This window comes from Rubripirellula tenax (genome assembly GCF_007860125.1).
Taxonomy (GTDB): Bacteria; Planctomycetota; Planctomycetia; order Pirellulales; family Pirellulaceae; genus Rubripirellula; species Rubripirellula tenax.
Genome location: NZ_SJPW01000006.1, coordinates 122,546 through 149,385, shown reverse-complemented (window position 1 = coordinate 149,385; position 26,840 = coordinate 122,546). Strand labels below are relative to the sequence as shown.

At 56.6% G+C, this 26,840-nt stretch carries 12 protein-coding genes; 7 read left to right on the top strand and 5 right to left on the bottom strand.

Annotated elements, in window-relative coordinates:
- Nucleotides 1-51 precede the first annotated feature (51 nt).
- Complete coding sequence (locus tag Poly51_RS21460; protein WP_146459984.1) at nucleotides 52-8,058, top strand: DUF7619 domain-containing protein; 8,007 nt, start codon at nucleotides 52-54, stop codon at nucleotides 8,056-8,058.
- Between the two features lie 200 nt (nucleotides 8,059-8,258).
- Here the strand turns inward: Poly51_RS21460 and Poly51_RS21455 are convergent, their stop codons facing one another.
- Nucleotides 8,259-11,027 carry a response regulator gene (locus Poly51_RS21455; protein WP_146459982.1) on the bottom strand — a complete coding sequence of 923 codons (2,769 nt, stop codon included), beginning with the start codon at nucleotides 11,025-11,027 and terminating at the stop codon, nucleotides 8,259-8,261.
- 203 nt (nucleotides 11,028-11,230) lie between these two features.
- A complete protein-coding gene (locus Poly51_RS21450; RefSeq protein WP_246114678.1) occupies nucleotides 11,231-12,100 on the bottom strand; it encodes a hypothetical protein in 870 nt (289 codons plus the stop codon).
- Between Poly51_RS21450 and Poly51_RS31870 the strand changes: the two genes are divergently transcribed.
- The 6 genes from Poly51_RS31870 to Poly51_RS21420 all read left to right on the top strand — a co-directional run bounded on the left by Poly51_RS31870 (nucleotide 12,083) and on the right by Poly51_RS21420 (nucleotide 22,563).
- On the top strand, nucleotides 12,083-12,610 hold the full coding sequence (locus tag Poly51_RS31870; protein WP_246114677.1) for a hypothetical protein: 528 nt from the start codon (nucleotides 12,083-12,085) through the stop codon (nucleotides 12,608-12,610). The genes Poly51_RS21450 and Poly51_RS31870 overlap by 18 nt on opposite strands.
- 455 nt (nucleotides 12,611-13,065) lie before the next feature.
- The gene (locus Poly51_RS21440; RefSeq protein ID WP_146459978.1) at nucleotides 13,066-13,458 is read left to right on the top strand and encodes a DUF2513 domain-containing protein; all 393 of its coding nucleotides are present in this window, start codon (nucleotides 13,066-13,068) and stop codon (nucleotides 13,456-13,458) included.
- Nucleotides 13,459-14,027: 569 nt separating this feature from the next.
- On the top strand, nucleotides 14,028-17,294 hold the full coding sequence (locus Poly51_RS21435) for a protein kinase domain-containing protein (protein WP_146459976.1): 3,267 nt from the start codon (nucleotides 14,028-14,030) through the stop codon (nucleotides 17,292-17,294).
- The gene (locus Poly51_RS21430) at nucleotides 17,291-17,887 is read left to right on the top strand and encodes an ECF-type sigma factor (protein WP_146459974.1); all 597 of its coding nucleotides are present in this window, start codon (nucleotides 17,291-17,293) and stop codon (nucleotides 17,885-17,887) included. The genes Poly51_RS21435 and Poly51_RS21430 overlap by 4 nt, the downstream gene beginning before the upstream one ends.
- Before the next feature lie 248 nt (nucleotides 17,888-18,135).
- Nucleotides 18,136-20,769 (top strand): tetratricopeptide repeat protein, encoded by a 2,634-nt coding sequence (locus Poly51_RS21425; RefSeq protein ID WP_186775709.1) that lies wholly within the window; start codon nucleotides 18,136-18,138, stop codon nucleotides 20,767-20,769.
- A 540-nt stretch (nucleotides 20,770-21,309) separates the two neighbouring features.
- Nucleotides 21,310-22,563, top strand: a complete 1,254-nt coding sequence (locus Poly51_RS21420; protein WP_246114717.1) for an ammonium transporter — start codon at nucleotides 21,310-21,312, stop codon at nucleotides 22,561-22,563.
- A gap of 104 nt (nucleotides 22,564-22,667) precedes the next feature.
- Here Poly51_RS21420 and Poly51_RS21415 read toward each other — a convergent pair whose 3' ends face one another.
- The 3 genes from Poly51_RS21415 to Poly51_RS21405 form a co-directional block, all read right to left on the bottom strand.
- The gene (locus Poly51_RS21415) at nucleotides 22,668-24,494 is read right to left on the bottom strand and encodes an ABC transporter ATP-binding protein (protein WP_246114676.1); all 1,827 of its coding nucleotides are present in this window, start codon (nucleotides 24,492-24,494) and stop codon (nucleotides 22,668-22,670) included.
- A gap of 64 nt (nucleotides 24,495-24,558) precedes the next feature.
- The gene (locus Poly51_RS21410) at nucleotides 24,559-26,292 is read right to left on the bottom strand and encodes an ABC transporter permease (RefSeq protein ID WP_146459969.1); all 1,734 of its coding nucleotides are present in this window, start codon (nucleotides 26,290-26,292) and stop codon (nucleotides 24,559-24,561) included.
- A gap of 130 nt (nucleotides 26,293-26,422) precedes the next feature.
- A complete protein-coding gene (locus Poly51_RS21405; RefSeq protein WP_246114675.1) occupies nucleotides 26,423-26,833 on the bottom strand; it encodes an acyl-CoA thioesterase in 411 nt (136 codons plus the stop codon).
- Nucleotides 26,834-26,840 lie beyond the last annotated feature (7 nt).

Below are 26,840 nucleotides of genomic sequence, written 5' to 3'. Positions count from 1 at the left end.
GACTGACCCAAATGGGCCAGTCGCTCACCCGCTCTCGCCCGGATACGACCCGTGACAAGACGCTTGAACTTCGTATATCGCTCGTTCAACCCGTTAGAAAGCGACAGGGTCGGTCGATCGCGGCGAACCCGTGCATCGCTACGCGGCATCGAAGCCTTGGAACAACGGCAGTTGCTCGCCGCCTTCATTTGGAATACGGATTCCGACGGACTCTGGAGCGATCCCGCCAATTGGTCGGGTGGCGTCGGCGTTCCAGGTACCGGTGACACAGTGACGATCGATCGTGGCGCTGCGAACCCGACCATTACCATCGCATCGCCTGTTCAGATCGACGCCCTGATGTCGACCGAGTCGATCGTGATGCAAGCCGATTTCCGAATCAACGACGACGCCGTGCTATCTGGCGGTGAGTTTCGTTGGCAGGCCGGTTGGCTGCGGACGGGCACCCTGACGACGGAAGACGACGCAAAGCTGATTGTCGAAACCGAAGCCAACAAACGTTTCTCAGGTGACTGGACCAACTCCGGCATCGTCGACCAGCAGCAACCGTTCGCGTCGCCATCGAGCGGATCGACAATCCTGAACGAAGCCGAAGGTGTTTGGAGTCTGCATCGCGACTTCAATTTCGCGGGCAGTTTCAGCATCACGTTCACGAACGAGGGGACGCTCCGAAAAACGGGTTCCGAAAGCACTTCGTTCTACGGCAGCTCGGATCGCGTGACCCACGTCACCGGCAGTCGTATCGAAGTGCTCGGTGGCACCCTGTTCCTGCCGATCTCGGGCACGAGCGCGCAACCTTCGACAGGAGCCCATTTCGACGTGGCCGCCGGCGCAAGCTTGGATATCACTTCGGGCACGTCGTACTACGTCGGCACCTACACGGGTACTGGCGCCGGGCGCATCGAACACTCGCAAGGTCGTATCGACACGCGTGGCGCGACCGGAACGAGTGGAACCGTGTTCGACTTCGCCGACGGTTTGTTTCACTGGACCGGCGGTACCATTTTCACCGACAACGATGGCGGCGACACGCTGGTCAATGCCGGACACATGTCATGGTCCGGCTCTGGCGAACGAACGCTTTGGGGGCAGGAGTTCCACAACGAAGGCGAGATCCTGATCACGGCCAGCGGCAACAGTCTATTCAGCTCCACCGGTCAGGGAACGTGGCTGCACAACGATGCCGGTGGCATCATCGAAAACGTCGGCACCAGCGCGATCATCGGTGGGCGTACTTTCAACAACTCGATCATCAAAAACCGTTCGGGCAATATCGTTTGGGATTCGCTGCTGGTCGCCGGTGAAGGCAGCACACTGGCGGCGAGCGGTGGACGATTCTTGCTCGAACGTGGCGGCCAATTCGCGTCCAGCACGATCGATGTGGATGCGGGCGGTGTTGTCGAATTCAATGGCACCGCCGGTAACTCGGAAATTGATCTGCTCGCCGGCACGACATTGACGGGAACAGGCGATGGACGGATCGAGTTTACCGGTGGCCGCATCGAATCGGTGGGCTCGGATGCAGTCATCGACTTTGCCGATGGTCTGTTTCGATGGATCGGCGGAACGTTCTTTCGTGACATTACCAGCACCGGTCAAGTGACGATCGAGGGAACCGGCGCGAAGCAACTTCTCAACGCGTTCACCAACACCGGAACCATCATCCAAACGGCTGGCACCACGGTGACGTCCAGTTCCGCCGGCTTTATCAACGCCGCGGGCGCGGCCTATGAGTTGCAAGGCGATGCCAACATCGCGGGCGTGAATCTGAGCACGGCGACACTGCGAAATTCGGGGACTGTCCGCAAGACGGGCGCGGGCACCGCGAGGATCGTCGACGTGAACGTGGCATTGGTCCATCTCGGCGGAATCGTCGAAGTTGTCGGTGGTGACTTAGTCGCAAATCACTCCAGCAACTTCGTTGCGACGGGCGCGCACTTCGATGTCGCGGCCGGCTCGACGATTGAAATGGTCGGTCGACTGACATCCACCGGACGTTACACCGGCGACGGCGGCGGCCTCGTCAAGTTGAGCGCGCGCCTTGACGGTGACGGTCGTGATTTTACGTTGGACTTTCCGGAGGGCTTTTTCGAGCTGACCGGGTCTGGTGCGTCTTCTCACACCGGGTTCATCACGAACGATGGCTTCATCACGCTCCGGAACTCGGACGAAGCAATCAACACGGGCGCGACATTCATCAACAACGGCACGCTGATCCAAGCCAGCGGCACGGATGTGTTGCTACGAAACTCATCCAGCACGATCAATCATGGCGATTGGATCGTGCAAGGTGATGCGAACATCGAACTGCAACAATTCGATGGACTGTTCGCCGATTTCAACAACTTCGGATCGTTCGTCAAGACCGGTGGCGGCACTACCGCGATCACGATCAGTGGCGGTGTCACCCCTTTCTTTAGCAACCCCGGCTTGGTGCGAGTCGACGATGGGACGCTGACGTTGCCCGCTCGTGATGTGAAGCAGTTTGACCGGAGTTCACAAACCCTTCACGGCGGAAGTTGGCAAGTCGGCGAGGCTTCGACGCTGCGTTTCCTCGATGATGACGGTGAAGACGAACCCATTCAAACCAACTACGCCGCCGTGCGACTCGTGGGTGCGGGAGCCGCGTTCCCATCGCTGGCAAGTCTTGCGGTCAATGGTGGACAACTTTTGCTTGACAACGGCCAAGCGTTTTCGACGGTCGGGAACTTCACCAACGGAGTCACCCGAAGTTCGGTTCGGCTCGAGCAAATTGGCTACACCCATACGATTCGCACCGTCGGGATCGCGGTCGATCCCGTGTCGGGCGATGTGGTGACCCACTCGCGAAACGAACGCATCGGCGGTGAACCCGTATTCCGACGATTCGGCGCGAACTTTTTGGAGACCTCCGATCCGATCGTCCAGCCAGGTGGCTCGGTGAACGTGTCGGGCATCGACATCCTCTCTGGTCCGATGAACGTCGGCGGAACGACGGTCCCGGCCGGATCGATGCTGTTCGTTCACGCCAATGCGACGCCGGCAACCCTGTACGCGATCAATCCCGACAGCGGTGAAGTGTTGGCGACCGTCACCGTCGAAGGTGTCGGCATCGATCGAGCCGGTGTGGCCGAGCATCCGACGCGCGGTACCGTTTACCTGCTCGGTCTCGACGCGATGATTCACGAGATCAATCCGGCGACCGGCGCGGTGCTGCGAATGTTTTCAGCGAATCCCGCTGGCGTCAGCGCCATACCGTTCAATCAGGGCGGTATCGATGTGGTCGGCGCAACGGGTCAGCTGTTGGTCGTCGGAACCGACAGCCGTGTTCGCGTGCTGACGGCAACCGGCAGCTTCGTATCGGACATCGATCTTCGTTACACCGGCGCGGACCCGTTTTCGCTATCCGACGTTTCCTACAACGACACCACCGGCGAAACCTGGGTCAGCACCGAAGTCGGCAATCTGTTCCGTTTCAGCCCGGTCGCATCGGGGACGTTTGGCCACCTTAAACTGGCGTCCGACGTCGACTTGATTGTCGACGGTGATTTCGCGTCCACCGGCTATCTAACTCTTTCGGTTGGCGGTCGACCCGTCACCGGCGACTTCAGCAATATCACGGCGACCGGAGCGGCCACGTTGGGCGGAACGCTGGACATCGTGACGACCAAGCGATTCGATTCGCAAAGCATGGATGCCTATCAAATGATTGGCTTCAACTCGCGAACTGGTACTTTCGATCAAGTCTTCGCCGGTGGATTTGAAACGATCGTCGAAGACAATGCGGTCTTCGCGTTCGCCGATCGGGCACCGTCGATCGATTTGGTTGTCAGTGAAGTGTCTGGTCCGGCAACCGCGCTGGTCGGCGACCGAGTCACGATTGAGTGGACGGTGACGAACCTCGGCGAAAACGAAGCCGTCGGCCCCTGGTACGACGAGATTCGACTTCGGCCGCCAGTCGAGACTGACGCCGCAGGAGATCCAATCACATTCGCCAACGATATCGTGGTCGGCGGTTTCAACGTGAATGCCGGTATGACGCTCGCGCCATTTGAATCCAAAACATTTTCGATGGAGATCCTTGTCGTTGCTGCGCTCCCGGGCGTCTATCGCTGGGTCGTCGAAACGAACCGCCGCGGCAATGTGCTCGAAGCGGAAGGTCGTCAAAACAACGATTCGGAAGCGTTCGAGACGGTGGATGTCGATTTTCGGGAACTCCCCAATGACGGCACCGTTTTGGTGGGTCAGTTCTTGGACCAGCGTCAACCGCAGTGGTACAAGGTGACGGTTCCGGCTGGCGAGGTCGTTGGTGTCGATCTGCAAATGCTCGGAAGTGGAAACTCGATCAACGAACTCTACGTTGCCCGCAACTACATTCCCACGCGAGTCAACTTCGATGGCCGACAAACGAAGGCCGGACAAGCCAATGTCACTACGATCATTAACGGTTTGGCGACGGATTCCACTTGGTACATCACCGCGTTTCCGGCTTCGTTTGACTCGGCGAATGCGTCGTTCAACATTTCCGCTGTGGTGCTTCCGCCGTCGATCGAAAGCGTGTCACCCGGGCGTATCGGCAACACCGGTCAGGCAACCCTCACCATCGCTGGCGCTCGGTTGGACGCGGACCTGCAATACCGGATCGTTGGCGCCGGTGGTGTGAATCGACCAGCCATCACCGTCGAGCGAATCGATGACACGCGAGTCGTAGCCAAGTTCGATCTCGATGGTCTTGCGATCGGCGATTATGACGTCGTCGCGAGTGATGGCATGGGTGATGTATCGACGCTGACGGCGGGAATTCGCGTTGAAGAAACTCGCCAAGCCGAAATTCAAATCGACTTGACGGGCAGCACACGCGTTCGATCCGGTCGCACAATCACGTACACGATCCGCTATAGCAATCCGTCGAACGTTGACATGAAGTTGCCATTCATCACGGTCAACGTCGAAGGCGGCGGAACGCTTCGGGCGAGATACGACAGTACGATCCGCAGCGACGAATTGTTTCTATTCCCGCCACCGGTTGCCAAGGGTTCCTCCGTCATTCCGCCAGGTGCATCGGGGACGGTTCAGGTCTACTACGACGCGCCACTGGACGAAGGCGATTTTTCCGTGAGCGCGTGGGGCAATACAGTGGACGAACCGGACTTCGGCGCAACGACGTTTGACTGGGATTTGATTTCGGCGAATTTGCGACCAGCCGGATCGGACGAAACATCGTGGAATGAATACATCGACGTACAACGCGCTCGCTACGGTGAAACGTTCGCGGAACTGTACGAGTTCCTAGCCGATCAAGTCGAAGAACTCAGCCGCGATGGCTTTCGCAACCTCGTATTCGTGAACGGCCAGTGGTTCTTCGATCTTCCAACGATTCCGCCCGGGCCGTCTGTCTCGCGTGGCATTTCGTCCGATGAATTCGCACCTTTGGCTGTCGTTTCCGATTCGACATTAATGTCCAGAAGTCCGGAAGGAGAAACGACCACGAGGGCTGCGGACGGACGTCAAGATATTTATGCGGTCGTTGTTGGTAATCCAGACGGAACACTCACTGGGGGAGCGGATGTCGACGGCAACACCTGGGCGAACTTCTTTACGAAAACCCTCAATATCGGATCGGAGGAGGGTGCTCCAAGCCCAATTATTGTCGATACGGATGGCTCGGCGAATGCCGACGACTATCTCGGCAATATAAATTCGGTCAGGTCACGTGCCGACGAGGATGACTTGATATTTGTCACTTACGCAGGGCACGGGTTTTGTCGGACGAATGACGAAGGAGCGGTGGTTGGTGGAAACCTAGCCTTTAAAGACCGTGAATTGACGGGCAGCGAATTGCAAGCGGCTGTAGCCGGTTCGACGCGAACCGTGGTCGTGATTGACTCATGTCATGCCGGTGCAATTACGTCCGAGATCAAAGCTCTCAACGTAACTTCGATTGCCGCTGCCGATGCGAATTTCTCGATTCTAAACGATAACTCGCTGACGCAGAACCTAGTTCCTCTGTTGTTAAAAGATCCTTCGCAAGACATTCATGCGGCTGTCGGAATTGCCGCAAAAACATTGATCGAAACGGGATTCAAAAACTCCAATGCCAACCCAAGGACTCAAGAAAATGTAAATAATGCACTTCTGGCAGTTCGATCTGGGACGGTTAAAAGAACTTTGGAACCACAAGCGTTAATCAACAAATACAAAGACTATTTCGCAGGGCTCGTTTTGGCGGAAATGAAACTCGATGCTGACGGCGACGGAAAGAACGACTTTATACTGTTCGATACAGATTTTGATGGTGAATTCGACACCAAAATACCGGACTACGACCAAAGTGGTGCGGTCAATGGAATGGACTTCAGACGTGTTGTCAACAAGGAAACGAACGCGATCGAGTTGCCCAATCCGAGATTTCAGAACCTGGCTACCACGCCACAGTTATTGACGCCTGAGGAACTAATTGAATTTGCGAAGTTCGAGAAAATTGAAGCGGCTAGAGATGCAAGTTTCGGAAAAGGTTTAGGTTCCGCGTCGCTTCCCGAATTAGATGCGCGCGGCGGAGAACTCAAGATCACCAATCCGGATGCCAAAACGTCTCAAGGCGGTACGATCGAACAGGTCGAGGAGGAACAGACGTTAAACATCTCGCCGGATACTAGGCTCCGGGGCGAACGTGGTCGTTCGTTTGACCCCAACGAGAAAGTTGGGCCACTGGGATTCGGTGCTGCTGGATTCATCCGTGAAGGCGTGCCCATGCCATTCACAATCTACTTTGAGAACGATCCCGAACAGGCGACGCTGCCCGCACAAGAAGTTTTTATTACCGAAGTCCTCGACGATGATCTTGACCTGACAACATTTGAACTGGGTGACATCATCGTCGGCGGTCGATTCATTGACGTCCCCGAAAGACGTTCGGCTTGGTCGACGACAGAACGAATCACCGTGGGCGAAATCGAACTCGATTTGCAGATTGACGCAGAGCTTGATTTCGTCACCCGCACCGTCACGTGGACGTTCACGTCGCTTGATCCGAATACCGGTGTATTAACCGAACTCTTTGATGCCGGCTTCTTACCACCCAACGATGATACCGGCCGTGGCGAAGGCAACGTCAGCTACACCGTTTCGGCCAAGAGCGGCCTCGCGTCCGGCACTCAGATCAGCGGCGCCGCCGAGATCGTGTTCGATGTCAACGAACCGCTCATCACCAACTCGACTCTCAACACGATCGACATCACCCCGCCGACCAGTCTCGTTGCCGATTTGCCGGCGACGTCGCTGGCCGTGTTTGACGTCACCTGGTCGGGCGATGACGCCGGCGGTTCGGGGATCGCATCGTTTGAGATTTCTGTTTCGACCAATGACGGCGATTTTGAACTTTGGCATACGGCAGCAGCGGCCGGATCACGCGCGTTCGTCGGGCAGGTCGGATCGACGTATGCATTCCAGAGTTTTGCGGTCGACCAAGTCGGCAACCGACAGGCTCAGCCGCAAGCCACGCCCGCAACGACGCTGGTGACGCTTGGGCCATGGACGAACCCTCGTGATATCTACGACGTCGATGACCTCAATGGTGTCACGGCCGTCGACGCGCTGGTCATCATCAACGAACTCGGACGCCGCCGAGTCAGCGACGCCCGGGGCGTACTGGTCGCTCTCCCGCCCGACGGATTCGCACCGCCCTATTACGATGTCAACGTCGACGGCAGCGTGACGGCACTCGACGCCCTGCGCGTCATCAATCAACTCGGTCGGATCCGAGCCAATCTGGAAAGTGGTGAAGGGTTGTTCGAGAGCGAATTCACCTTCCAGCCCCGTTCGCTCGCAATGGCCAATCCGCCCACGCGAACCGATGCACTGAATCGAGAGGAGGTCACGCAAGCCTTCATCGATCAAATGCCGGACTGCCCTCGCGTCGTGTCCATCGGCGACGGTTTGTCGGCAACGAAGGTCACCACATCCGTCGCCGAGATCGAAGTGACCGTTGACGAAATTGCCGGTGACGTTCGGCAACAGTGGAACGACATCCGTTCGTCGTTCGATGAGAGAGGTTCGGGTTTTGGGCAAGATTTCTTGTGAGACGGGGGCCTTATTGCACCGGGCAGTGTGCGTTGCCCGGCCGCTCACGCGTCACGGCTCACTTGATCAACACGTTTTAACGTTTGACGAGATTGCACCAAAGCATGTGGACGCGACACTCGAGTTCAAGCCGGACGCAGAAGGTCCGGCAAAGAGTCGGATGCTGCATCAACACGGTCGGGCGCGGACGGCGAGGGGCATCAAGTAGGCGTCATCTTGCGTCGGATCTCTTTGGTGAGACTCTCCACATCGGCGATCAATGGTTCCACGAGTTTGGCTGCGTCTTGGAGGTCACCTTCACGGGCCTGGAGTTCCAGTTTCTGTGATGCCGCGATGATGTCGGGGACACCGAAGTAGCTCGATGCTCCCTTGAGCGTATGCGCGGCACGTGAGAGCAGTTTGGTATCGCCGGATTCGATCGCGGTCCGCATTTGTTCGATCAACGTTTGAGACTCTTCCAGATACACGCCCGCCAACTCACGCGCCAGCGATTCTTTGCCGGCCGTTCGTTGAACGAGTCTCGCCCAGTCGAGTTGAGACGTCGTCGTTTCGGCAACCGATGGGCTACCACTCCGGGGCTTCGAAACGTCGGCACGTTTCGGTGCGGCTGCTACGGTTTCGGATACGGCGGCGCGTGGCGTCAACGCGCCCACCGGTGACTTTTCGATGACTCGCCGAAGATCGTTGGGGTCGAATGGCTTGGAGATATAGTCGTCCATGCCTTCGCCGAGTAGACGCTCGCGGTCGCCCTTCATCGCATTGGCGGTCATCGCCACAATCATTCGATGCTGGTCCGTTCTCGATTCACCATCACGGATTGCTTTGGTAGCTTCGACGCCGTTCATGTTCGGCATTTGAATGTCCATCAGGATCAAATCGAACGGCTCTCGCTCGACCGCCGCCACCGCTTCGAGTCCATCAACCGCCAAGACGACGCGATGCCCCCATTTCTCGAGAAAGCCGAGTGCGACGCGCTGGTTGACGACGCCGTCCTCGGCAAGCAAGATCTTTCTCGCGCGCATCTCCCGATCTCCTGAGCCCGCTTGATCGCTCGCATGATCCGAGTCGGTGATGCCCATCACATCCAGGATCGTATCGAGCAAATCGGAACCGATCACGGGCTTGGTCATGAAGCGATCGATGCCGAGTTCCCGTAGCTCGACCGGACCCGGCCCACCGAACGACGACGAAAGCATGACAACTTTGCACGGCGATGCGGGCGATTGAGAGCTCAGCCGTTTCGCGAATTGCAACCCGTCCAACTTCGGCATGTGGTAGTCCAAGAGGATCAGTTGGACGGGATCATCGGACGACTGCAATCCCGATAAAATCTCGAACGCTTCGTCGCCATCGATCGCCAAATCGACCCGCAGGTTCCAGTTCGTCAACAGTTCTTTCAAAATGCGCCGGTTGGTCGGATTATCGTCGACAACCAACACCCGAGTTCCCCGCAGTTGAGAAATTTCGGCGCGTCGGCGAGGAGACTGGTCTGCGGCGACACGTAAATTCACGACGAAGTGAAAGGTTGTTCCGACGCCCGGTTCGCTCTCCAGCCAAACCCGTCCGCCCATCATTTCAACCAGCCGAGTCGAAATCGTTAGTCCCAGTCCGGTGCCGCCGAATCGCCGTGTCGTCGAAGTATCCACTTGCGTGAACGCCTCAAACACCTTGTCTTGCTTTTCGATCGGGATGCCGATGCCGGTGTCACGCACGGAAACATGCAATTCGGCGGAATCGTGGCTGATGTGGACCGGATTGACATCCACGACAACCTCGCCCTGTTCGGTGAATTTGATCGCATTGCCGACAAAGTTGACGATGATCTGGCGCAGCCGACCCGGATCGCCGATCAAACGAAGCGGGACCGCGGGATCGATGCGGGCTGCCAGTTCCAGTTCCTTTTCCGCGGCCTTGATGGTGAACAATTTGATGGCTTTACCGACGCAGTCTCGCACATCGAATTCGATGAGCTCGAGTTCCAGACGCCCGGCTTCGATCTTCGAGAAATCCAGAATGTCGTTGAGCAATCGCAACAATGAATCCGCTGACTGTTGAACCATCTTCAGGAACTCGCGTTGTTCATCCGACAGATCGGTATCGCTCAACAAATCCGCCATCCCCACGATGCCGTTCATGGGCGTACGAATTTCGTGACTCATGTTGGCGAGGAATTCGCTTTTGGCACGATTGGCGGCATCGGCATCGAGTTGTGCCCGTTGCAACTCGGCACCTTTGCGATTGAGCGACGATCCGATCCACCAAATCAAGCAACTGAAGACGACGATGTTCGACAGCACGAAAAGTGACAGACCCATCACTTGATCAAACCAACCCATTTGTTGGCCCCACCAACGCATCCAACCGAGCAACGTGGGAATCAGCACGGCGGCGGGCAACAGTCGCCGTGTCATCGACCCGCCGGCTCCGCTATCGCTGACGACGGACATCACGCCGAGCGTCGGTCGCGCGCAGAGGATTCCGACGCTAACCACCAAGAAGGCCGCCGCCGTATTGAAAGCCATCGGAATGAAGGCATCGATCCCGATCAGGTTGACCGCACTGTAGGCGTATCCAATGATCGCCAATAACGAAATCAATGCGCCGGCAATCGCAAAGACTTCGCTCGGACGAACTCGCCAGCGACTCTTGAAGTCGAGAAGGACGAGCGCCAGTCCGCAAAACAAAAACGTCAGCGCCGTGTTCGGCGCCATTCGATTGGGGACGTCATAAGCCTCGAGTTTTTCGGTGAACAACCAGCGGTCGATCACGACTTCCGAGTCCCACCGGTATCCAAGGATCCGAATCACGGCCATCAGCACGACCAAGATCGCCATCACCAATGCGGCGATTCGATTGTGCGGATAGAGCTTTGCCGGTGTCGCCGTGACGGGTCTGCGGCGGGGCGGTAGCGACAACCAAAGCGAAACGCCGCACAGCAGGAATCCGATGGCGGTTCCGCCCGGATTCATCGCAAGACCAAAAAGACCAAAAAGGGACAGGCAAAAGCTGGAGGCGAGGTTTGCCAACTCTGGTGATGGAATTGGCTCCGTCTGAAGCGGCGAGCGACGAGAGCGCAGCGAGATAGCCGAGAATCAGGCCCGAACCTTCGATGGGCGCAGCGTGAAGCCTGATCGCTTGTTTGATCGACAACGCAGTAGGCGTTGGCTAAGATTTAACGGGCCGACTGGAGCGGATTGCCCGGACTGCATAGCCACTGCCGGTTGCGGCGGGTCGCTTCATTGGCCAGGCTCTCCACCGTGCCCGCCGCCCGTTTGAACGTCCGACCGAATTTCTTCACCAAGTCGCACCAGCCGTCTGAGTCCAAGCCCAAGCGTGCCAAAATCGGCGCCAGATGCGAAGGGATCGAACCTGCTTTGTCTTGTTGAAGTTTGCGACCGGTCCAGTCCAGCAGCTCCAGATATCTCAGCATCGAAATCGAAAGAAATCCCTTCTTGCTCGCCCGGCGTCCGCTGCCATCGACGTCTGCACCGATCGCATCCTCGCGTTCACTGATCTCAATCGGACTCATCCAGCCACTCTTCTGACGCCGCCGACTGCGTTCCCAGTCGTGAGTGCTCATCCGCGTGCGGTCTTCACGGTGGGTCAAGTCATCGATGCGGTCCTTCGCGCCGGTGTAGCTGCTTGCTTCGGGAGTCTCGGCGATCGCCGCGCGGATCGGATTCAAGTCAACATAAGCCGAACAAGCCAGCAGCGAGGCTTCATCCAATAGCACGACCGCCTTGTATCGGCCTTCCCAGAAGTGACCCGTTACCCGGTCCTCAGCGTTGCTGCGGCGAGCAATATTCTCCGCCGTGCAGCGCATCCACCAACTCAGATCACTCAATCTGGCCCGCCGCTCGGCGAGTCGATCGGGATCGTTGACGATCATGTTGACCTCCGGTTGCGTCGGTTCGGCGGGAGATCCGTCTTTGTTTCGTCGATGGGGAAACAACCGCAACCAGCGCCGGGCCACATCTTCATCGCTCCACGTCGCCAGCACATCCGGCCGACTCCTCAAGACTAAATGAATGTGGTTGTGCATCACGGTGTAGGTCAGGCAGTCAACGGCAAAAACGCTGGCCAAGAACTCCAGTCGTTGCCTAATCCACTGACGTCGATGCTCAAAGGATTGCCCAGAGACCGGATCATCTCCGCACAGGAAAGCCCGCCGGACACAGCGTTGGACGCAGTGAACGATTTGAATCTCGGCAGGATCAAGAACCTCGCCACGAGCAAGCCTGGGCATAAAACGACCTTCCGCAAGAGTGCGACTGTACTGAACAGGCGAAACCTAGCGGCAAACCGCGATGAGAACAAGGCTAGTTTATGCCTGTCCCTTTTTGCGTTTCCTTTTTGCGCGTTACCTGTCCCTTTTTGCGTGCCTTTTTGCGAGGCCCTTGCATCCGTTCTTTTGATAGAACGGTTCGGCGACCTTCTCAAGCTTGCTGTCGAAATCGATCTCGGCAAGCAATTGATTGAGTCGATCGTAAAAGGCGTTCCTCGGTCCATTGACCAGCTTGTCAGCGGTCACCCAGAACGTGTCCTGATGTGACCGCCGTCGTTTCCCGAGTGCCATAGGTCCGAAGTGCCATAGGTCCCGAGTGCCATAGCTATCCTTCACAAAGTGGAACAATCAAGGTGGCGCGATCCCTGCGAAAATCAACACGCTGCTAGACCTTGAATCAACTCACTGGCCAGGAGGACGCCCAAGAAAGAAGCCGTTAGACGACAGCTCTGAAATCAAAGAGTCTTGACACCTCTGTTTTGACCTGACACCTTTGATTTGACCACGATTCGCGGGTCGCTGATTCGGACATCATCGCTGTTGCTTCAGAAACGGGATGATTTTGATGAACCAACAGAGAGGCCTGAGCCTTTTGTTTTGTCCGATATCGTGCTGCATAGCAAAACGCTGAACGTGAAACAGGTCTACATCAACGGTAGCTCGTGTTAAGGTCTGACAAAACTCAGTGAAGCCCAAAAGACACAATTGAGCGAGCAACGAAAATGATACGCAACATGGATCTGATCCGCGCCATCGTGCTGGCGATTCGCGAGCATGAGGCGAAACCATCGGCCAGCGAAGTGCAAACGCTGATTAGCTACAACGAGAACGAGGTGTTCGCCTATCACATCGTGCTGTTGACGCAGAGTGCGATGGTGACGGGCGTTGAGACAGGGACGCGAAAAGATCGCTACGGCATTTCAAGCTTGGCCCTGTCCTGGTCCGGACAAGAGTTAGCCGACAACCTACTCAGTGATGACGTCTGGGCGAGTGCGAAAAAAACACTCGAGGATGCAGGTCTGCAATCAGCATCTTTCGAAATTTGGTCACAAGTCATCATCGCCAGACTCACCAAGCTTTGCAGTACCGCCGCATCGCCAGCAATGGAGCCTTGATTCCACCCCACCAAACAACTGCCGCTGTGCGGATTCGACGAGCGACCAGAGCGGACGGATCGACCAAATGGGACGCGACCAAAGCGGACGGGGTAGTTTCGAGTCCGAAAGACTCGATTTCCGCGAGGACGAATCGAATGGGCGAATTCCGAATGCTGCGGGCATAATCGGAAGCTGATGTCGCGTAACAGTTTCGGTCTGGATTGCGGGGAACCGTCATCAGCTTGGGGTTACCCTGTGGCTCTTGGAGAAACCAAAGGGGCAAGTCACTCTATTTGGAGCGACGCCGATAAGCCCGGCGTCGCTTGTATTCTTGGGCCCGGTTCGCTGGCGTTTCGGTCGCGGCGTCGGCAGTGATCCCTCGGTGCTCCGATTCTCGCATCACAATTCCCGCGATTTCGTACCGGACAGCCAAAGGCACGGAAAGGGTGTGGACGCAATGCACTGCGACTACTCTTGAACCGTTGCGTTCTTCAGAGTTCGATGTCGGGCATCCGCAGCATTTATCGCTTCTAAAAGAGTTGCCTGCTTCTTTTTTCCGACTCACGGTTACTGCGAAGATTTGCCTGATGAATCACGACGACACCTCATGGGACAAGGAAACTGACCAGGAATGGGACGGCGAATTGGCATTGGACCGCCTATGTGACCGGTTCGAGCAGGCCTGGAAACAATCGCCTAGCCAACCGCCAAGTCTTGCCGATTTTGTTGGAATGGTTAGCGAAACGCAGCGGGCAGGGCTTGCCCGAGAACTGATTCAAATCGATCGCGACTATCGCCGAACACACCACTGCGAACTCGATGAAGATGACTACGGCCGTCAACTGCAACCGCTCGATCTGGATCCGAACGAACCGCAGGCCACGCAGGCTGAGATGGCGACGCTTGATTCGGCGCACCCTGATGCGAACCGTTCAATGCCCAAGCAAGGAGAACGAATTCGCTACTTCGGCGACTACGAAATCATCAGCGAGATCGCTCGCGGCGGCATGGGGGTTGTCTACCGGGCGCGTCAAATCAGCCTCAACCGTGAGATCGCGCTGAAGATGATTCTAAGCGGGAACATCGCGGGCGAGGATCAAATTCGTCGCTTCCAAATCGAAGCGGAATCGGCCGCGGGCTTAGACCACCCGGGCATCGTGCCCATTTACGACATCGGTAACTTCGATGGCCAGCACTATTTCTCGATGAAGTTGATCGAAGGTGAGTCGCTCAGTGAAGTCGGTGCTAAGATCGGCCAAGATCTGACGCGCATCGTCGACGTGGTCGCCAAGACCGCATCGGCCGTCCATCACGCTCACCAACGAGGCATTCTGCATCGTGACCTCAAGCCGGCTAACGTTCTGATTGATGCGGACGGTGATCCGGTAGTGACCGATTTCGGACTCGCGCGCAGCACCGAACACGATCACGGCATCACACAAACCGGCGCGGTGATGGGCACACCAGGGTTCATGTCACCCGAACAAGCCACCGGTGGCGGCGTCACCACGGCGACAGATGTCTATTCGCTTGGTGCGATTCTGTATCAATTGCTGTGCGGTCGACCGCCGCATCAGAAAGACTCTGTGCTTGAAACACTTCGCAGCGTTGTGGACGAAACGCCACCACCCCCGCGAGGCTTCAATGCCGACGTTCACGCCGATCTTGAACTGATTTGCTTGCACTGTCTTGCGAAAGATCCCAGGCATCGATACGAGAACGCGGCCGATTTAGCGACCGACTTGAGAGCCTTCGAGGCCGGTCAACCACTGATGGTTCGGCCACCGTCGGTGATTGAAATGATGCGATCTTGGCTGAGTAAGAATTTTGGCAACGTGATTTGGATCCCGGTGATCGCAACCGTAGTCGGCGTGTTGTTCGGCGGCCTGATCTGGGCGGGAACCATCGGCAGTGATTATGCGTCGAGACTAGACACGTACGACAAGTTCGCGCCGGGCGACCGCCCATGGCTTGCCAAGGACTATTCGTTTCTGCGTCCCATTTCGATTCCGCTGATGTTGTTGCTGACAACAACGATTGGCTGGGCGACCGCACGTTTGGTAAAAACGAAGAACCGCCTTGCGGACGTCAGTGCCGGGTTGGGCGTCGGGTTGTTGGCAGGCTTGTTGGCGTTTGTCTCTGGCTTTGGTCCCGCATTTGTACGAGGCATGACGGCCGGACCTCGCGAAGACTTTGGCGTGATCACGGGGCTTGCCGTTCCCGAAGGCAACACCGAACGCAAGGTCCGCCAGTTCCTTCAAGAAAAGTATCCCACGCTACGTGGTGTTCCGACGTCGGAGTTGCCGACGTTGCTGTACATGAAAGCCGACGGAGACACCGAAGCCGCGATCATGACGGGCACCGTCCTGGGAACCTGTGTCAGCCTGATCATCTTCACGATTTTGGGAGTAACACAGACTTGGGTGGCCGGCCGCTTGATACGAAACGAAACGCCGTGGCGCAGTCGGATCAGCTACATGTGCTTCACGATCGTTCTCGTTTGCGTTTTGTTTCTGCTAGGATCAAACTTTGCGACTTGGATTTCGATCGGTTCGGGCTACATCATTCATTGGCTCATCCCTGCGTTTTTTCTCGCTGCGTCGGCAGTGGCGCTGATGGCCGTGCATCGAAAGTCACCTTTGTTCATCCAAGGCCTTTCAACGATCGTTGCAATCGGGCTGTTTGGTGGGTTCATGTCCACGACGTGGATGAAGATTCCTCCGCCAGTGATCGCGGGACGAATCGCGGCAATCAAAAAAGCGAAGTCTCGAATCGCGAAAAGCGAAAACCTGCGAGACGACTGGATCCTACTCACCCGCGCTCATGCAACCTACGGTTCCATCCTCGGCCAAATCGGTGATTTCGATGCTGGCGTTGAACACCTGAAACTTGCCGCGACGGCCATTGAAGAGGCGGGCACTCATTCGGCGGACGAGTACACCATCGTGCCAGATAAGGGCATCGCAGAAATCAAAAATCAACTGTTGGAAACCTTGGTGAATCTCGGGAATCGTTCTGCGCGATACGACGTTTCAGTCGATGCGATGAACGAAATGACTCGGACGTGGCTCGTTGAGGACTTCGAAAACGATCTAAAAATTCGCAATGGCTACATCAAACTGCTCGGGCAAGCCGATCGAGTGGACCAACTGATCGCCTTCGCCCATCGTTTCCATTTGGACGAAGATAGACCGGGAGACAGAGAGACCCGAAACAAAATCCAGTTCTTCCTTCGCTACGCCAACCGAGGCCGACTCGAAGTAGAAAACAATCAAACCGATTGGCTGAGCCAAGCAGCCCAGAAGTACGCGGACAGCGTCGACGGTTGGACAGATGCTCAAAAACAAACCTATGTGAACGGGGTCATCGAGACACAATCGTTCTTGATCTACGGCCCCATCGCAACGTCGCCGGAGATGTCCGTTCGAGAGCAACTGGATATGTCGACCGAAATCGAGAAAGCATTGCTCGACCCAAGTTTGGAAGCGTTTCCCGAGCCCGATCTTTCGTCGAACGATTTGGCGGGACGTTATATCGACTTCAAAGAAAGACTCAGCGAGTCCGAAAACCAAATCGCCTATGCCGCCACCACGATCCACTTAGAAACGGCCCAGAAAATTCGCTTCACAATGGCGAGTGATGATGGTGCAAAGGTTTGGATTGACAGTAAATTGGTCCTCGAAAACGCGTCAAACCGACACTTAAGTGCGAACCGCAAAACATTCGATGTCGATCTGATAGCCGGATCACATAGAATGTTGCTTAAGATCAGCCAAGCAGCTCGCGATTGGGGATTCTGGATTGGTGCTATGGACGACAACGAGTTCCCGATCGAGATTTGGGAAACAGAATGACCCTTTCGAAAAACCACGATTCGATCACGGTATGGTTCGATCAACTCCGCCAAGGTGATCCCGCGGCGGCCGCAAAGCTGTGGGATCGCCTGTTTCAACGCCTCGCCGAAGTCGCTCGCTCACAATTGTCCAACCGGCGCGTCAGTGACGAGGAGGACATTGCCGCGGGCGTGTTGACGACGCTCTGCAATGCAGCCGATCGTGGAGCTCTGCCCAGCATCGACAGTCGCGATGACTTGTGGCGAATGTTGATGTCGTGGACGAAGAACGATTGCATCGACCAAGGCCGCAACGACGCCCGAGCAAAACGTGGTGGCGGCAAGGTCCGAGGCGATTCCGTATTCGATGGTTCCAGCGACGCAGGCTTCGATTTAATCGCCGATATTTCACCCTCGCCGCAAACGTTGGCCGAGATGGACGAACAACTGCAAAGGATGCTGATGAAACTTGGCGACCCGATGCTGAGCGAAATCGCGGTTGCAAAAATGGAGGGCTACAGCAACGAAGAACTCGCCACGCGTTACGAAGTCACCATCCGAACCATCGAGCGTAAGCTGGGCATGATCCGGCGCCGTTGGTCAAACGTTGCCTAGCACTGCGGGTCGATTGAAAATCGTCAACCACGCTAAAGGTAACCGCACAATGCTGGCCGTGATCACATCGGCAGCCGCAAATTCCGCTATTATTTGCGTGTTTCGCGAACATCTCGTTCTCGTTCCTTTGGTCTGCTTTCAGGTTTATCGTGATGATCCGGTTTCTTTTTATCGGTGTTTTTTTCGCTGTCAGTTCCTTATTCGCGCAGGACGCCCCGAACAACGATGACTCCGATCGTTCTCGGTCAGTGGCCGAAAAAGAGATCCATCAGTTCTTTGATCGGTATCAGGCAGCAACGGCCTCCGAATCCGCCGACGACCTCAATGCTTGCTATGACCTGACGGAAATGGCCAACGACGTCGTCGCGGAATCCGGTGTCACGTTACCCAACGGCCAACAACAGCAATTGGTCGCCGCCTTGAACGTGGCGTTCGCGCAACAGATCGAGTTGCTGGAGGTCGTTTGGACGCGGCATCGCATCATGCAGATTGATTTTTTCGAAAACGATTCGGTCGCCGATGTCTATGTGCGAAGTTGGTCCGACGAAGCGGGGACGGCGCGCGAACGGTACACCGTTAAAAAATTGGGTGACGATTGGTTCATCACCGATTTCTCCGATCTGTCGTTCGGAATATCGACGGTTGCCATGGCAGCCATGGGCCTGCGTGAATCGGTCAAGAGCAGCGTAACAGCGGAACTGGTTTTCGGCTCAAAGCAGGTCATGCAATGTGCGGTGGCGTGTTCCCAGGGTGACGTCTACCTTGCCGCCGAACACATCGATGCGATCATGGGCCACCCCGTCGCTGAAACGATCCAAGGGCTGCGATGGCAATTGTCGGCCGCGGTACATGAGTTGATCGATTCGCACGTGGTGATCGAATCGGTCGACAAGGCGGATGCCTTTGGGGCGTCGGCTCCGCTGGAAGATTATTTGCTGGGCCAAGCCTATACGGACTTGGGGCGATACGACGTCGCGCTGGAATACTTCCAAGGTTACCTCAACCGTTTTGGTCATGATGCCGATGCGTATTACTCGATCGGCCACGTTTTGGAACAGCTTGACCGCACCGACGAAGCGATCCAGGCTTACAAGTCGGCGTTGGCGGATACGCCCGAATCGGTCATCAACGTCGGTGCGTTGGCATTGGCGTTGCCCGACGATCGCAAGTCTGAGTTCGCGAGCTACTTTCAAGCCTTGCCGAACTTCGCCGAGTCGTTTGAAGAGCTCGGCGACACGTTCATCGTCGAAGACGACGACGCGGCCTTAGAAACACTGAACCAAGTCACCATCGAGCGGGATCCCGAAACACGGCACTTGGCTTACTATCGTGCGAACCTTCGAAGAATGCGCGGCGATCATGTTGCCAGCTTTGATATTTTGGCGGACTTGATTGCCAAAACCGACAGCGATGACGATGCCCGGGAATGGTACGAACCAGCGTTGTGCGAGTCGGCTGTTTCGTGCGGCCGGATCCATCAAGCGTACGCGATCTGTGACGACAAAACGCAAGCCATCAACGAGTTAGCGGTTCTGCCAGAAAAGTTCGTCGAACAATCGATCGACGGCACCGAAACCCAGCCGACGATTGACGATGTCAAAAGCTTGCTTGCGAAGTACTTGCAAGACCAAGAGAACAGTTTTGAAGCGACTTATCTTGTCGGCAATTGGCATGCCGAGGGCGAAGAATACGAAGTGGCTCGCGAGTATTTTGCCAAGGCGATCAACCTGGCCAACGACGACGACGATCGCTATCTGGCGATCAGCCGTTGCGTTCACTGCTATGCCCGATTGGATCGTGCGGTGGATTCGTACACCGAACTGGAACCCAAAGACCTAGTGGTCGATGCGCTGGAAAACGAGTTACCCGAAGGTCCGGACCTAGAAACCGTACGAGCCATGTTGCGAGCGGACCAACCCGATCTGTTTCGATTTCTGTTGGCCGATTTACCGATGCTGCTGAGGAATGGCCATTATCAATCGGGGCTCGATCGATTGGCTGTGGCGTACGAGAAGTTTGTTCCGACAGACGAGAACCGTTGGCAGGAAGACGTGATCGATGCTTATCGGACACGCTTCCTGATTGGGCTGAAGCGTTACGACGACGCAATCCTATCGGCCCGTCGGGCGTTTGAAGGCTCCAGCGATTTTCTGCGAGCGCTGGTCTATGCGGCAAAGGGCGACCGGTACAATTTCGACTCGGCTTACCAAAGGTGCTTGACCCGATCTGCAACGTACGCACACGACGACTTCGTCAACGCGGACGAAGTCCCCAAGGAGTGGCTTACCGATCCGCCAGTGCCGGCGGCGGACGAAGTTGCGAGTGAGTTTTCGCCGTGGAACGAAGTCCGGCGCGTCGTGTTCTTGTTGAAGGAACCTCGCCCGTTCGATGCCAGCATCGTCAGCAAGGCGTCACGGTCGATTGGCGAAGCGGTTTTTCAAATCGAGCGAAATCAGATGACGCCGGATGAGGACGATTACGTCTTTCAATGCAACGCACACGCCGTCATCGCTGCGACTCAGAACTGCAAGTACTTCATTCATTGGGGCAGCAAACCATACCTTTTCGACGCGAAACTGCTGGCGGAAGAGTCGGGAACCGAAGGCGAGATTTCGCAACGGATCGGCGATCATTCGGCTTGGCTTGCCATCGACATCTTCCAATGGCCCCAGGACACCGAACAAGCCGATACGGTGTCAATCCCTTGCGAAGCATCGCAGCGGCTGGCCAAGTACGCCGAAGTGTTGGTCGGTGAATTCGCGACGGTCGCGATCCACAGCGACAACCAGACATTTGTTTCTTGCGATCGGGCCTTTTTTGAAGCGTTGGCAAGCGATAGTCCGATCGACGCGTTCGAGCCGGCGGATTCCTTGGATCGGTAAGTACCGGCGGTTCCGGCCCGGCCTTTGAGCAAGAGGGCACACGGCCGGTTTCTGTCGCCAGAACGGTGCGCGACCGGTGCCGACGCGTTGCGATAAGAACGGCAAAGACTTATCTTTTCCCCAATGTCGCCGACGATCGGCGACGCGTATTTTCAAAAGCTTTCTTTGAGTTCGATTGGTGCCCTTGATTGGGCAAATCGCTTGAATTTTCAATTCAATGCGAGAGGCGGCCAATTGCGCACGAATGTCAAACGCGAATCGTACTCGCGGAGGCTCCCTTTGCGGAGCAATGCGTTCGTGAAGGCGATCCTCCACAATATTAAGGTGAGCATGGTGTTTGATACCGAACGACGGTTGCCAATGGCTGGGTTATTCCTATTTCTGGCCCTTTTTGCGACTTCTTTGCCTGCACAGGACGCTTCCGAAACCGCCTCGACGGTGGGAGGCGAGGTTGGCGCAGCCACTTTTTCGGATGTCCCTGAGGGGGCTTTGACCGATGACGAAATCGCAAACGGTCCCGCGGCGGCACACAACGCGTGGATGCTGGTTTGTTGTGCATTGGTCTTGTTCATGACAGCCCCCGGATTGGCGATGTTCTACGGCGGTTTGGTCCGTCGCAAGAACGTCCTCAGCGTCATGATGCAGTGCATTTTCTTGATGGGATTGATGACCGTCATTTGGGCGATTTACGGATATTCGTTAGCGTTCGGCGGCAGCGGCGGATGGATCGGCAATACCGACTATTTGTTCATGAACGGCGTTCAACGCGTTTACAGCGAAACGCTGGGCGAACCGGTCACGCCGATGGAAGGCGATATGACTCGGTTGACCCACATGCTGTTCCAAGGGATGTTCTTCATCATCACGCCGGCTCTGATCTGCGGTGCGTTTGCCGAACGGATGAAGTTCAGCGCAATGGTTGTTTATTCGATCGTTTGGGGATCGCTGATTTACTGCCCTCTTTGCCACTGGGTTTGGGACGGCGGGCCCCTTTCGTATTCGGATACCAGCATTGCCGGCGGAGCACTTGATTTTGCCGGCGGTACGGTTGTTCACATTAGCAGCGGCGTCTCGGCACTGGTGGCCGCCATCCTGATCGGACCGCGAATGGGGTTTTTGAAGGAACCCATCCAGCCGCACAACTTGACGTACACGGCTTTGGGCGCGGCGATGTTGTGGGTGGGATGGTTCGGATTCAACGCCGGCAGCGAACTGTTATCGGACGGTCTGACCAGCAGCGCATTCGCCGTCACTCACTTTTCTGCTGCCGCAGGTGCGGTGGCCTGGGCGATGACCGAGTGGGTCGTCCTGGGCAAGCCGACGGTACTTGGCGCCAGCTCGGGTGCGGTCGCTGGCTTGGTCTGCATCACGCCCGCCGCCGGATTCGTTCAACCGATGCCGGCGATCATGATGGGCGTTGCCGCCGGGATCGTCTGCTATTGGGCGTGCTCGAAATTGAAGTTCATGCTGAAGTACGACGACGCGCTGGATGCGTTTGGCGTTCACGGCGTTGGCGGAACCTTGGGTGCGGTGCTTACCGGCGTATTCGCTTCGCGAGCTTGCTGGGACGTGAGTGAAGGAACCCCAATCGGGCTGATCGAATCGGGCGGCAACCCGGCGCTGTTGATCGGCCAGATCGTTGCCGTCGCAGTGACGTTCTTGTTCGCGGGCCTTGGAAGTCTGGTGCTGCTGAAAGTGATCGACATGGTCATCGGATTGCGAGTACCTGCCGAAAGCGAACAACGCGGCCTGGACGTCACGGACCACGGCGAAGAAGGCTACATGTTCAGCTAGTCGCCCATGACGAGCTGCAAACTGTGAACATGGCAACGTGCGTCAGCCCATCGAGGCTGACGCACGATCGCTTGGGTGCCCTTTCAGCCTGTTGAAACAGGTTGCTAGGCCTTGTGATGACGATAGGGATTGAACAACAGATAATTCAAGTGACGATAAAGATCACTGTCGGCTAGCAGTTCGGCATGCTTTCCTTCGCCCACCAAGCGAGGACCATTTAGCAGCACCACTCGATCGGCGGACCGCAACGTTTGCAAACGCTTCGGCAGAATCACGACTAAGGATCCCTTTTCGCTAAGCATGCGAAGGGCGGCTAAGCAGGGGTCGTTGGCCAAGTGCTCGGCCGGCGGTGGTGGCTCGCTTGCCAATACGATTGGCGGATTGTGCAACAGCGCTCGTGCCACACCGATCGCATAGGTCGTCTCGGATCCGAGCATCGAATCGCCGGGCGTGATGATCGTTCCCAGTGCGTCGGGCAAACGCTGCAGACGCTCGTATACGTCCACTTGCTCGAGCGCATCGACCACATCCCGGTTGTTGATCGACTCGTCATCGCCGCGAAGATTCTCGCTAATCGTTCCTTCCCAAACGGGGCCTTCCGGTTCGATCCACATCACATTGCGGGCTAGTGCTTGCGGGTGCACGTCTCGCAATTGGACACCGTCGATGGCGACGCGACCTTCGCTGGGCATTCCAAAGCCCATCAGAAGCTCTGTCAGAGCTCTCGTCGATACGGATTCGGTGCCGAGCAAGGCAACGAACGTGCCGGGCACAAGCCGTAGGCTGAGGTGACTGAGGATCGGATTGCCGCTTGAATCACCGATGGTCACATCATGAATTTCGACTCCATCGCGCAGCCCCGCCAAACCGACGCGCTGCTCGCTCGGCGATACTTCGCTACTGCGTTTTAAGTAATGATAAACCGCATCGCTGGCATGCCCGAACTCACTCAATTGAGCTGCCAGGCTGATCAATCGACCCGCCGCAGCGATCGCACCGGCAAGCGACAAACCGATTACCAACGCAGCTGGCAGACTCAAACCACTGTCAACGCCAAACAGATTCACGCCCAAGCCAAGCACCAACACCGCCACCGCAGCCGAAATGGCGAAGAACAACAGCGGCCAAATCCGCCCTAGCCTTGCGTCTTCATCGGCGAGGCGACGATAAAGCGTTTCCAACTCCGCTTGAAACGCATGATCGGCTAAACCCTGTGAATGAAGCCGCGCCAGCAACGGCGCTTGCCCGACCAATTCGGCCATCCGCCGACGTGTGCGTGGAACTTCCCAGTGGTTAAGTTCGGCTTGATCGTTTCGCCGCAGCCGCCTGGCCAATTGCCAAAGCAAAACCCCGCTGACGACCGCCAGCAGCGCCAACCAGACATTCACCAAAAGTGCAACGACCACACATCCGATCAACATCAACACGCTGCGTGGAACGGCGCGATACCAAAGCGATAGACCTTTCTGGACGAGCGGCAACTGCTGGCCGATCAATTGCTCGGCGCGAACATGCTGGGCCGCAGCGCCTTCGAGCTCGGCGCGGCGAAGACTTTGCTTCAGCACGCTTTGGTGCAACGATTTGACGACCCGCGAAGCTCGTGAGTCTGCTGAGCGCCGATGAAGCCACACCGAAACCGAAAACAACGCCGCAACAAGGAACGTCAATCCGACCAACTCTGTCAACTGAATTAGCGCCGCTTGCTCGACGAATGCATGACTGATCGGAACTCGCAGATGCGTCCCCAATCGGACTTCGGATCCGCTCAGCCCGTCCGCGTCGAGCAACATCGCGATAGCACCCAGCATCACGACAAGCACGGGGATAAGCAGTCCCGCCAGTGCAGCCCACAGATAGGACAGCAGGGCACCGCCAGCTTGGGGTTCACTTCGCGGCTGCGATAGCGTGCTAAAACGGCTCAACCTCGTCATCTCCCGTAACTGGGACAGGGAAAAAGGAGTACGAGGCTCCAGGTCAGATCATTCCGACCATCCGTCAAGCCAAGTCACGGTCCTCGAACAACAACATCGCGAGCATCCAGATGGCGATCGCGAAGCATACAAGATAGTTGAAAGCACCGGCCAAGTAGATAATCGGGATCGGATTTCCGGCGTCAACAGCGGATTGGACGTTAAAAACATTCAGGTTGGGCACGACAACGGCAATCAGCTTGCCCACAAACCCGACCAATTCGTTATTCCCCTCCGTCGATGCAACCAGCGGCGACGTCAGGTTGCCGATCACGTACACCACGAAACAGGTGATGAAGTTCGCCAACAGCGGCAATCGAGTCGCCAAGGCCACCGCGATCGCGCCGATCGCCATGGTTTCCATGAAGTACAAACCCAGGATAGGAATCGTTGTGATGATCTCTTCGAAACCATTTTGCCAAACCGTCGCCGCTCGGGATGTCTCGCGAGCATCGTAGATCGGCTTGTAGCTGATCACGATCAACAAAACCGCACCGATGATGGCGAATAAGACCAACACCGACAACATGATGCCGGCGTACTTGCCCAAAATGAACGAGCGCCGGCTGACGGGCTTGCTAAGCACGGTCAACGCCGTACGTCCTTCGATTTCGTCGCTGACCGTCGTTCCCGCACTCCAAACGGCCTGCAACATGCCCAACACCATGATCAAGGTGACGCCGCTGTCCTTGAGCAATCGGATGTCGTCGCCAAGGGTGTTGAACGGATAGAATCCAAAGAATACGACACCGAAGATCCCCAGTGCCATCAACAACAGATAGAGCGGTTGGGCCATTTCGTTCTTGGCCGTCGAAAGAGCCAATGCCCAAACTCGCGGCGCCGCTTGGCGGAACGCCATGATGCTGGTGATGGCCAGGAAGAACGAAAACGCAATGACCACGATCGACTTGGCTTCCGGAATCGGCGGAGTGCTTGTCAACGAAAACACGACGGTCGCCGGATTGATTTCACGGTTCTGGATGTGCAGTCGTGACGCATCGCCAGGGATCGGTGGCGATTCACGCTCGGCCGATCGAAAGATTTGCTCTTCGTCAGCATTGATTCGGTAGGGCACCCGCGAGAACGCCGCGGTGTCCGCCGAGTCCGCCAACAGAATCGTCTTGTCGCTGCGAATCCGAAGTTCGGACAGATTGCGTAGGTTGTAATTGATCATCGCAGGATGGAACGCCGATTCGTCGGGATCGCTGTCGCCCACGCCCGGCACAACGACCGTCAACTCCGTCACACCGTCACCAACAAAATTGACCGCCGGAATCGCTTTGAAAAAGTCCAGTGGTTCGGTCACCAACGGTGCCGAGGCTAGTCCCACGACAACGAAAAGTGCTGCCACGCCCAGCAAGTAGGGGACGACACCTTCACCCAAAATCTCGAACCATTCGGACCGCGTACGGTGCCACATCCCGTAAATCAAACCGAAACCGAGGATCAACCCGATCGTCAGCAGGGGAAGAATCAATGCGTAGGCGAAATCGCCACCGCCGGAGGTAGGCAGATAGAGAAAACAAAGCACCGCACCGATCAGGCCGCCGACCACAACCGACGCCGTGACGCCGACCTTGGATGAGTCAGCCAGATTCCCAAGCCCGGGAATGTACGACAGAACTGCCAGAACCCCGTAGTAGACCGCTGCAATAGCCGCCCCGATGACCAGTGCGATTGCGATCACATAGAGAGGCGTCAACCACGCGGGCACCCAGTTGATACCCTGGGCCAAAATCATTGAGGGGGCGAGGTGCATCGTGGAAACCGTTCTTTGGCACACAGGAAAGGGGGATTTCGTAACCAGAAGTGACCAAACGATCAACCAGAAACCCCTGGCCGAAAGCTCGATGTGCCTGTTACGCAGCCCATGCCCAAAGGGTTTGCCATCAAAGATGCTTTTCGAACAACTTACGCACGTCGTCCGGGATCGCCGTTTTCAGGAGCCCCGAGTCGGCCAAACGGCAGCAAACAGCGGTCAACGTTCCCTTGGCGACATGGGAACCGTCGCGAGAGAATTGGAAGAGGTACGAAACGCTGCTGGTGCCGATCTTGCTGACGCTAACGTCGATCTGGAGCAGGTCCTCGAAATGTGCCGCCGCTTGATAGTCGCAGTTTGCAGCAACGCGAGGCCAGCTGATGGGATCTTCGCCGTCCACCGATTTGGGCAGCACGGATATCCCGAGCGACCGCAACATTTCATGCTCGGCCGATTCCATCATCGGGAAAAAGGCCGAAAAATGCACAATCCCAGCCGCGTCGGTGTCTCGAAACTCGACGCGGCGATGAACAGTGAACACAATTCGG

Excerpts from the sequence above, each read along its gene's own strand:
- Poly51_RS21455 (WP_146459982.1), bottom strand. The coding sequence starts at position 11,027 with ATGAATCCGGGCGGAACCGCCATCGGATTCCTGCTGTGCGGCGTTTCG.
- Poly51_RS31870 (WP_246114677.1), top strand. The coding sequence starts at position 12,083 with ATGAATGTGGTTGTGCATCACGGTGTAGGTCAGGCAGTCAACGGCAAA.
- Poly51_RS21450 (WP_246114678.1), bottom strand. The coding sequence starts at position 12,100 with ATGCACAACCACATTCATTTAGTCTTGAGGAGTCGGCCGGATGTGCTG.
- Poly51_RS21440 (WP_146459978.1), top strand. The coding sequence starts at position 13,066 with ATGATACGCAACATGGATCTGATCCGCGCCATCGTGCTGGCGATTCGC.
- Poly51_RS21435 (WP_146459976.1), top strand. The coding sequence starts at position 14,028 with ATGAATCACGACGACACCTCATGGGACAAGGAAACTGACCAGGAATGG.
- Poly51_RS21430 (WP_146459974.1), top strand. The coding sequence starts at position 17,291 with ATGACCCTTTCGAAAAACCACGATTCGATCACGGTATGGTTCGATCAA.
- Poly51_RS21420 (WP_246114717.1), top strand. The coding sequence starts at position 21,310 with ATGCTGGTTTGTTGTGCATTGGTCTTGTTCATGACAGCCCCCGGATTG.
- Poly51_RS21415 (WP_246114676.1), bottom strand. The coding sequence starts at position 24,494 with ATGACGAGGTTGAGCCGTTTTAGCACGCTATCGCAGCCGCGAAGTGAA.
- Poly51_RS21410 (WP_146459969.1), bottom strand. The coding sequence starts at position 26,292 with ATGCACCTCGCCCCCTCAATGATTTTGGCCCAGGGTATCAACTGGGTG.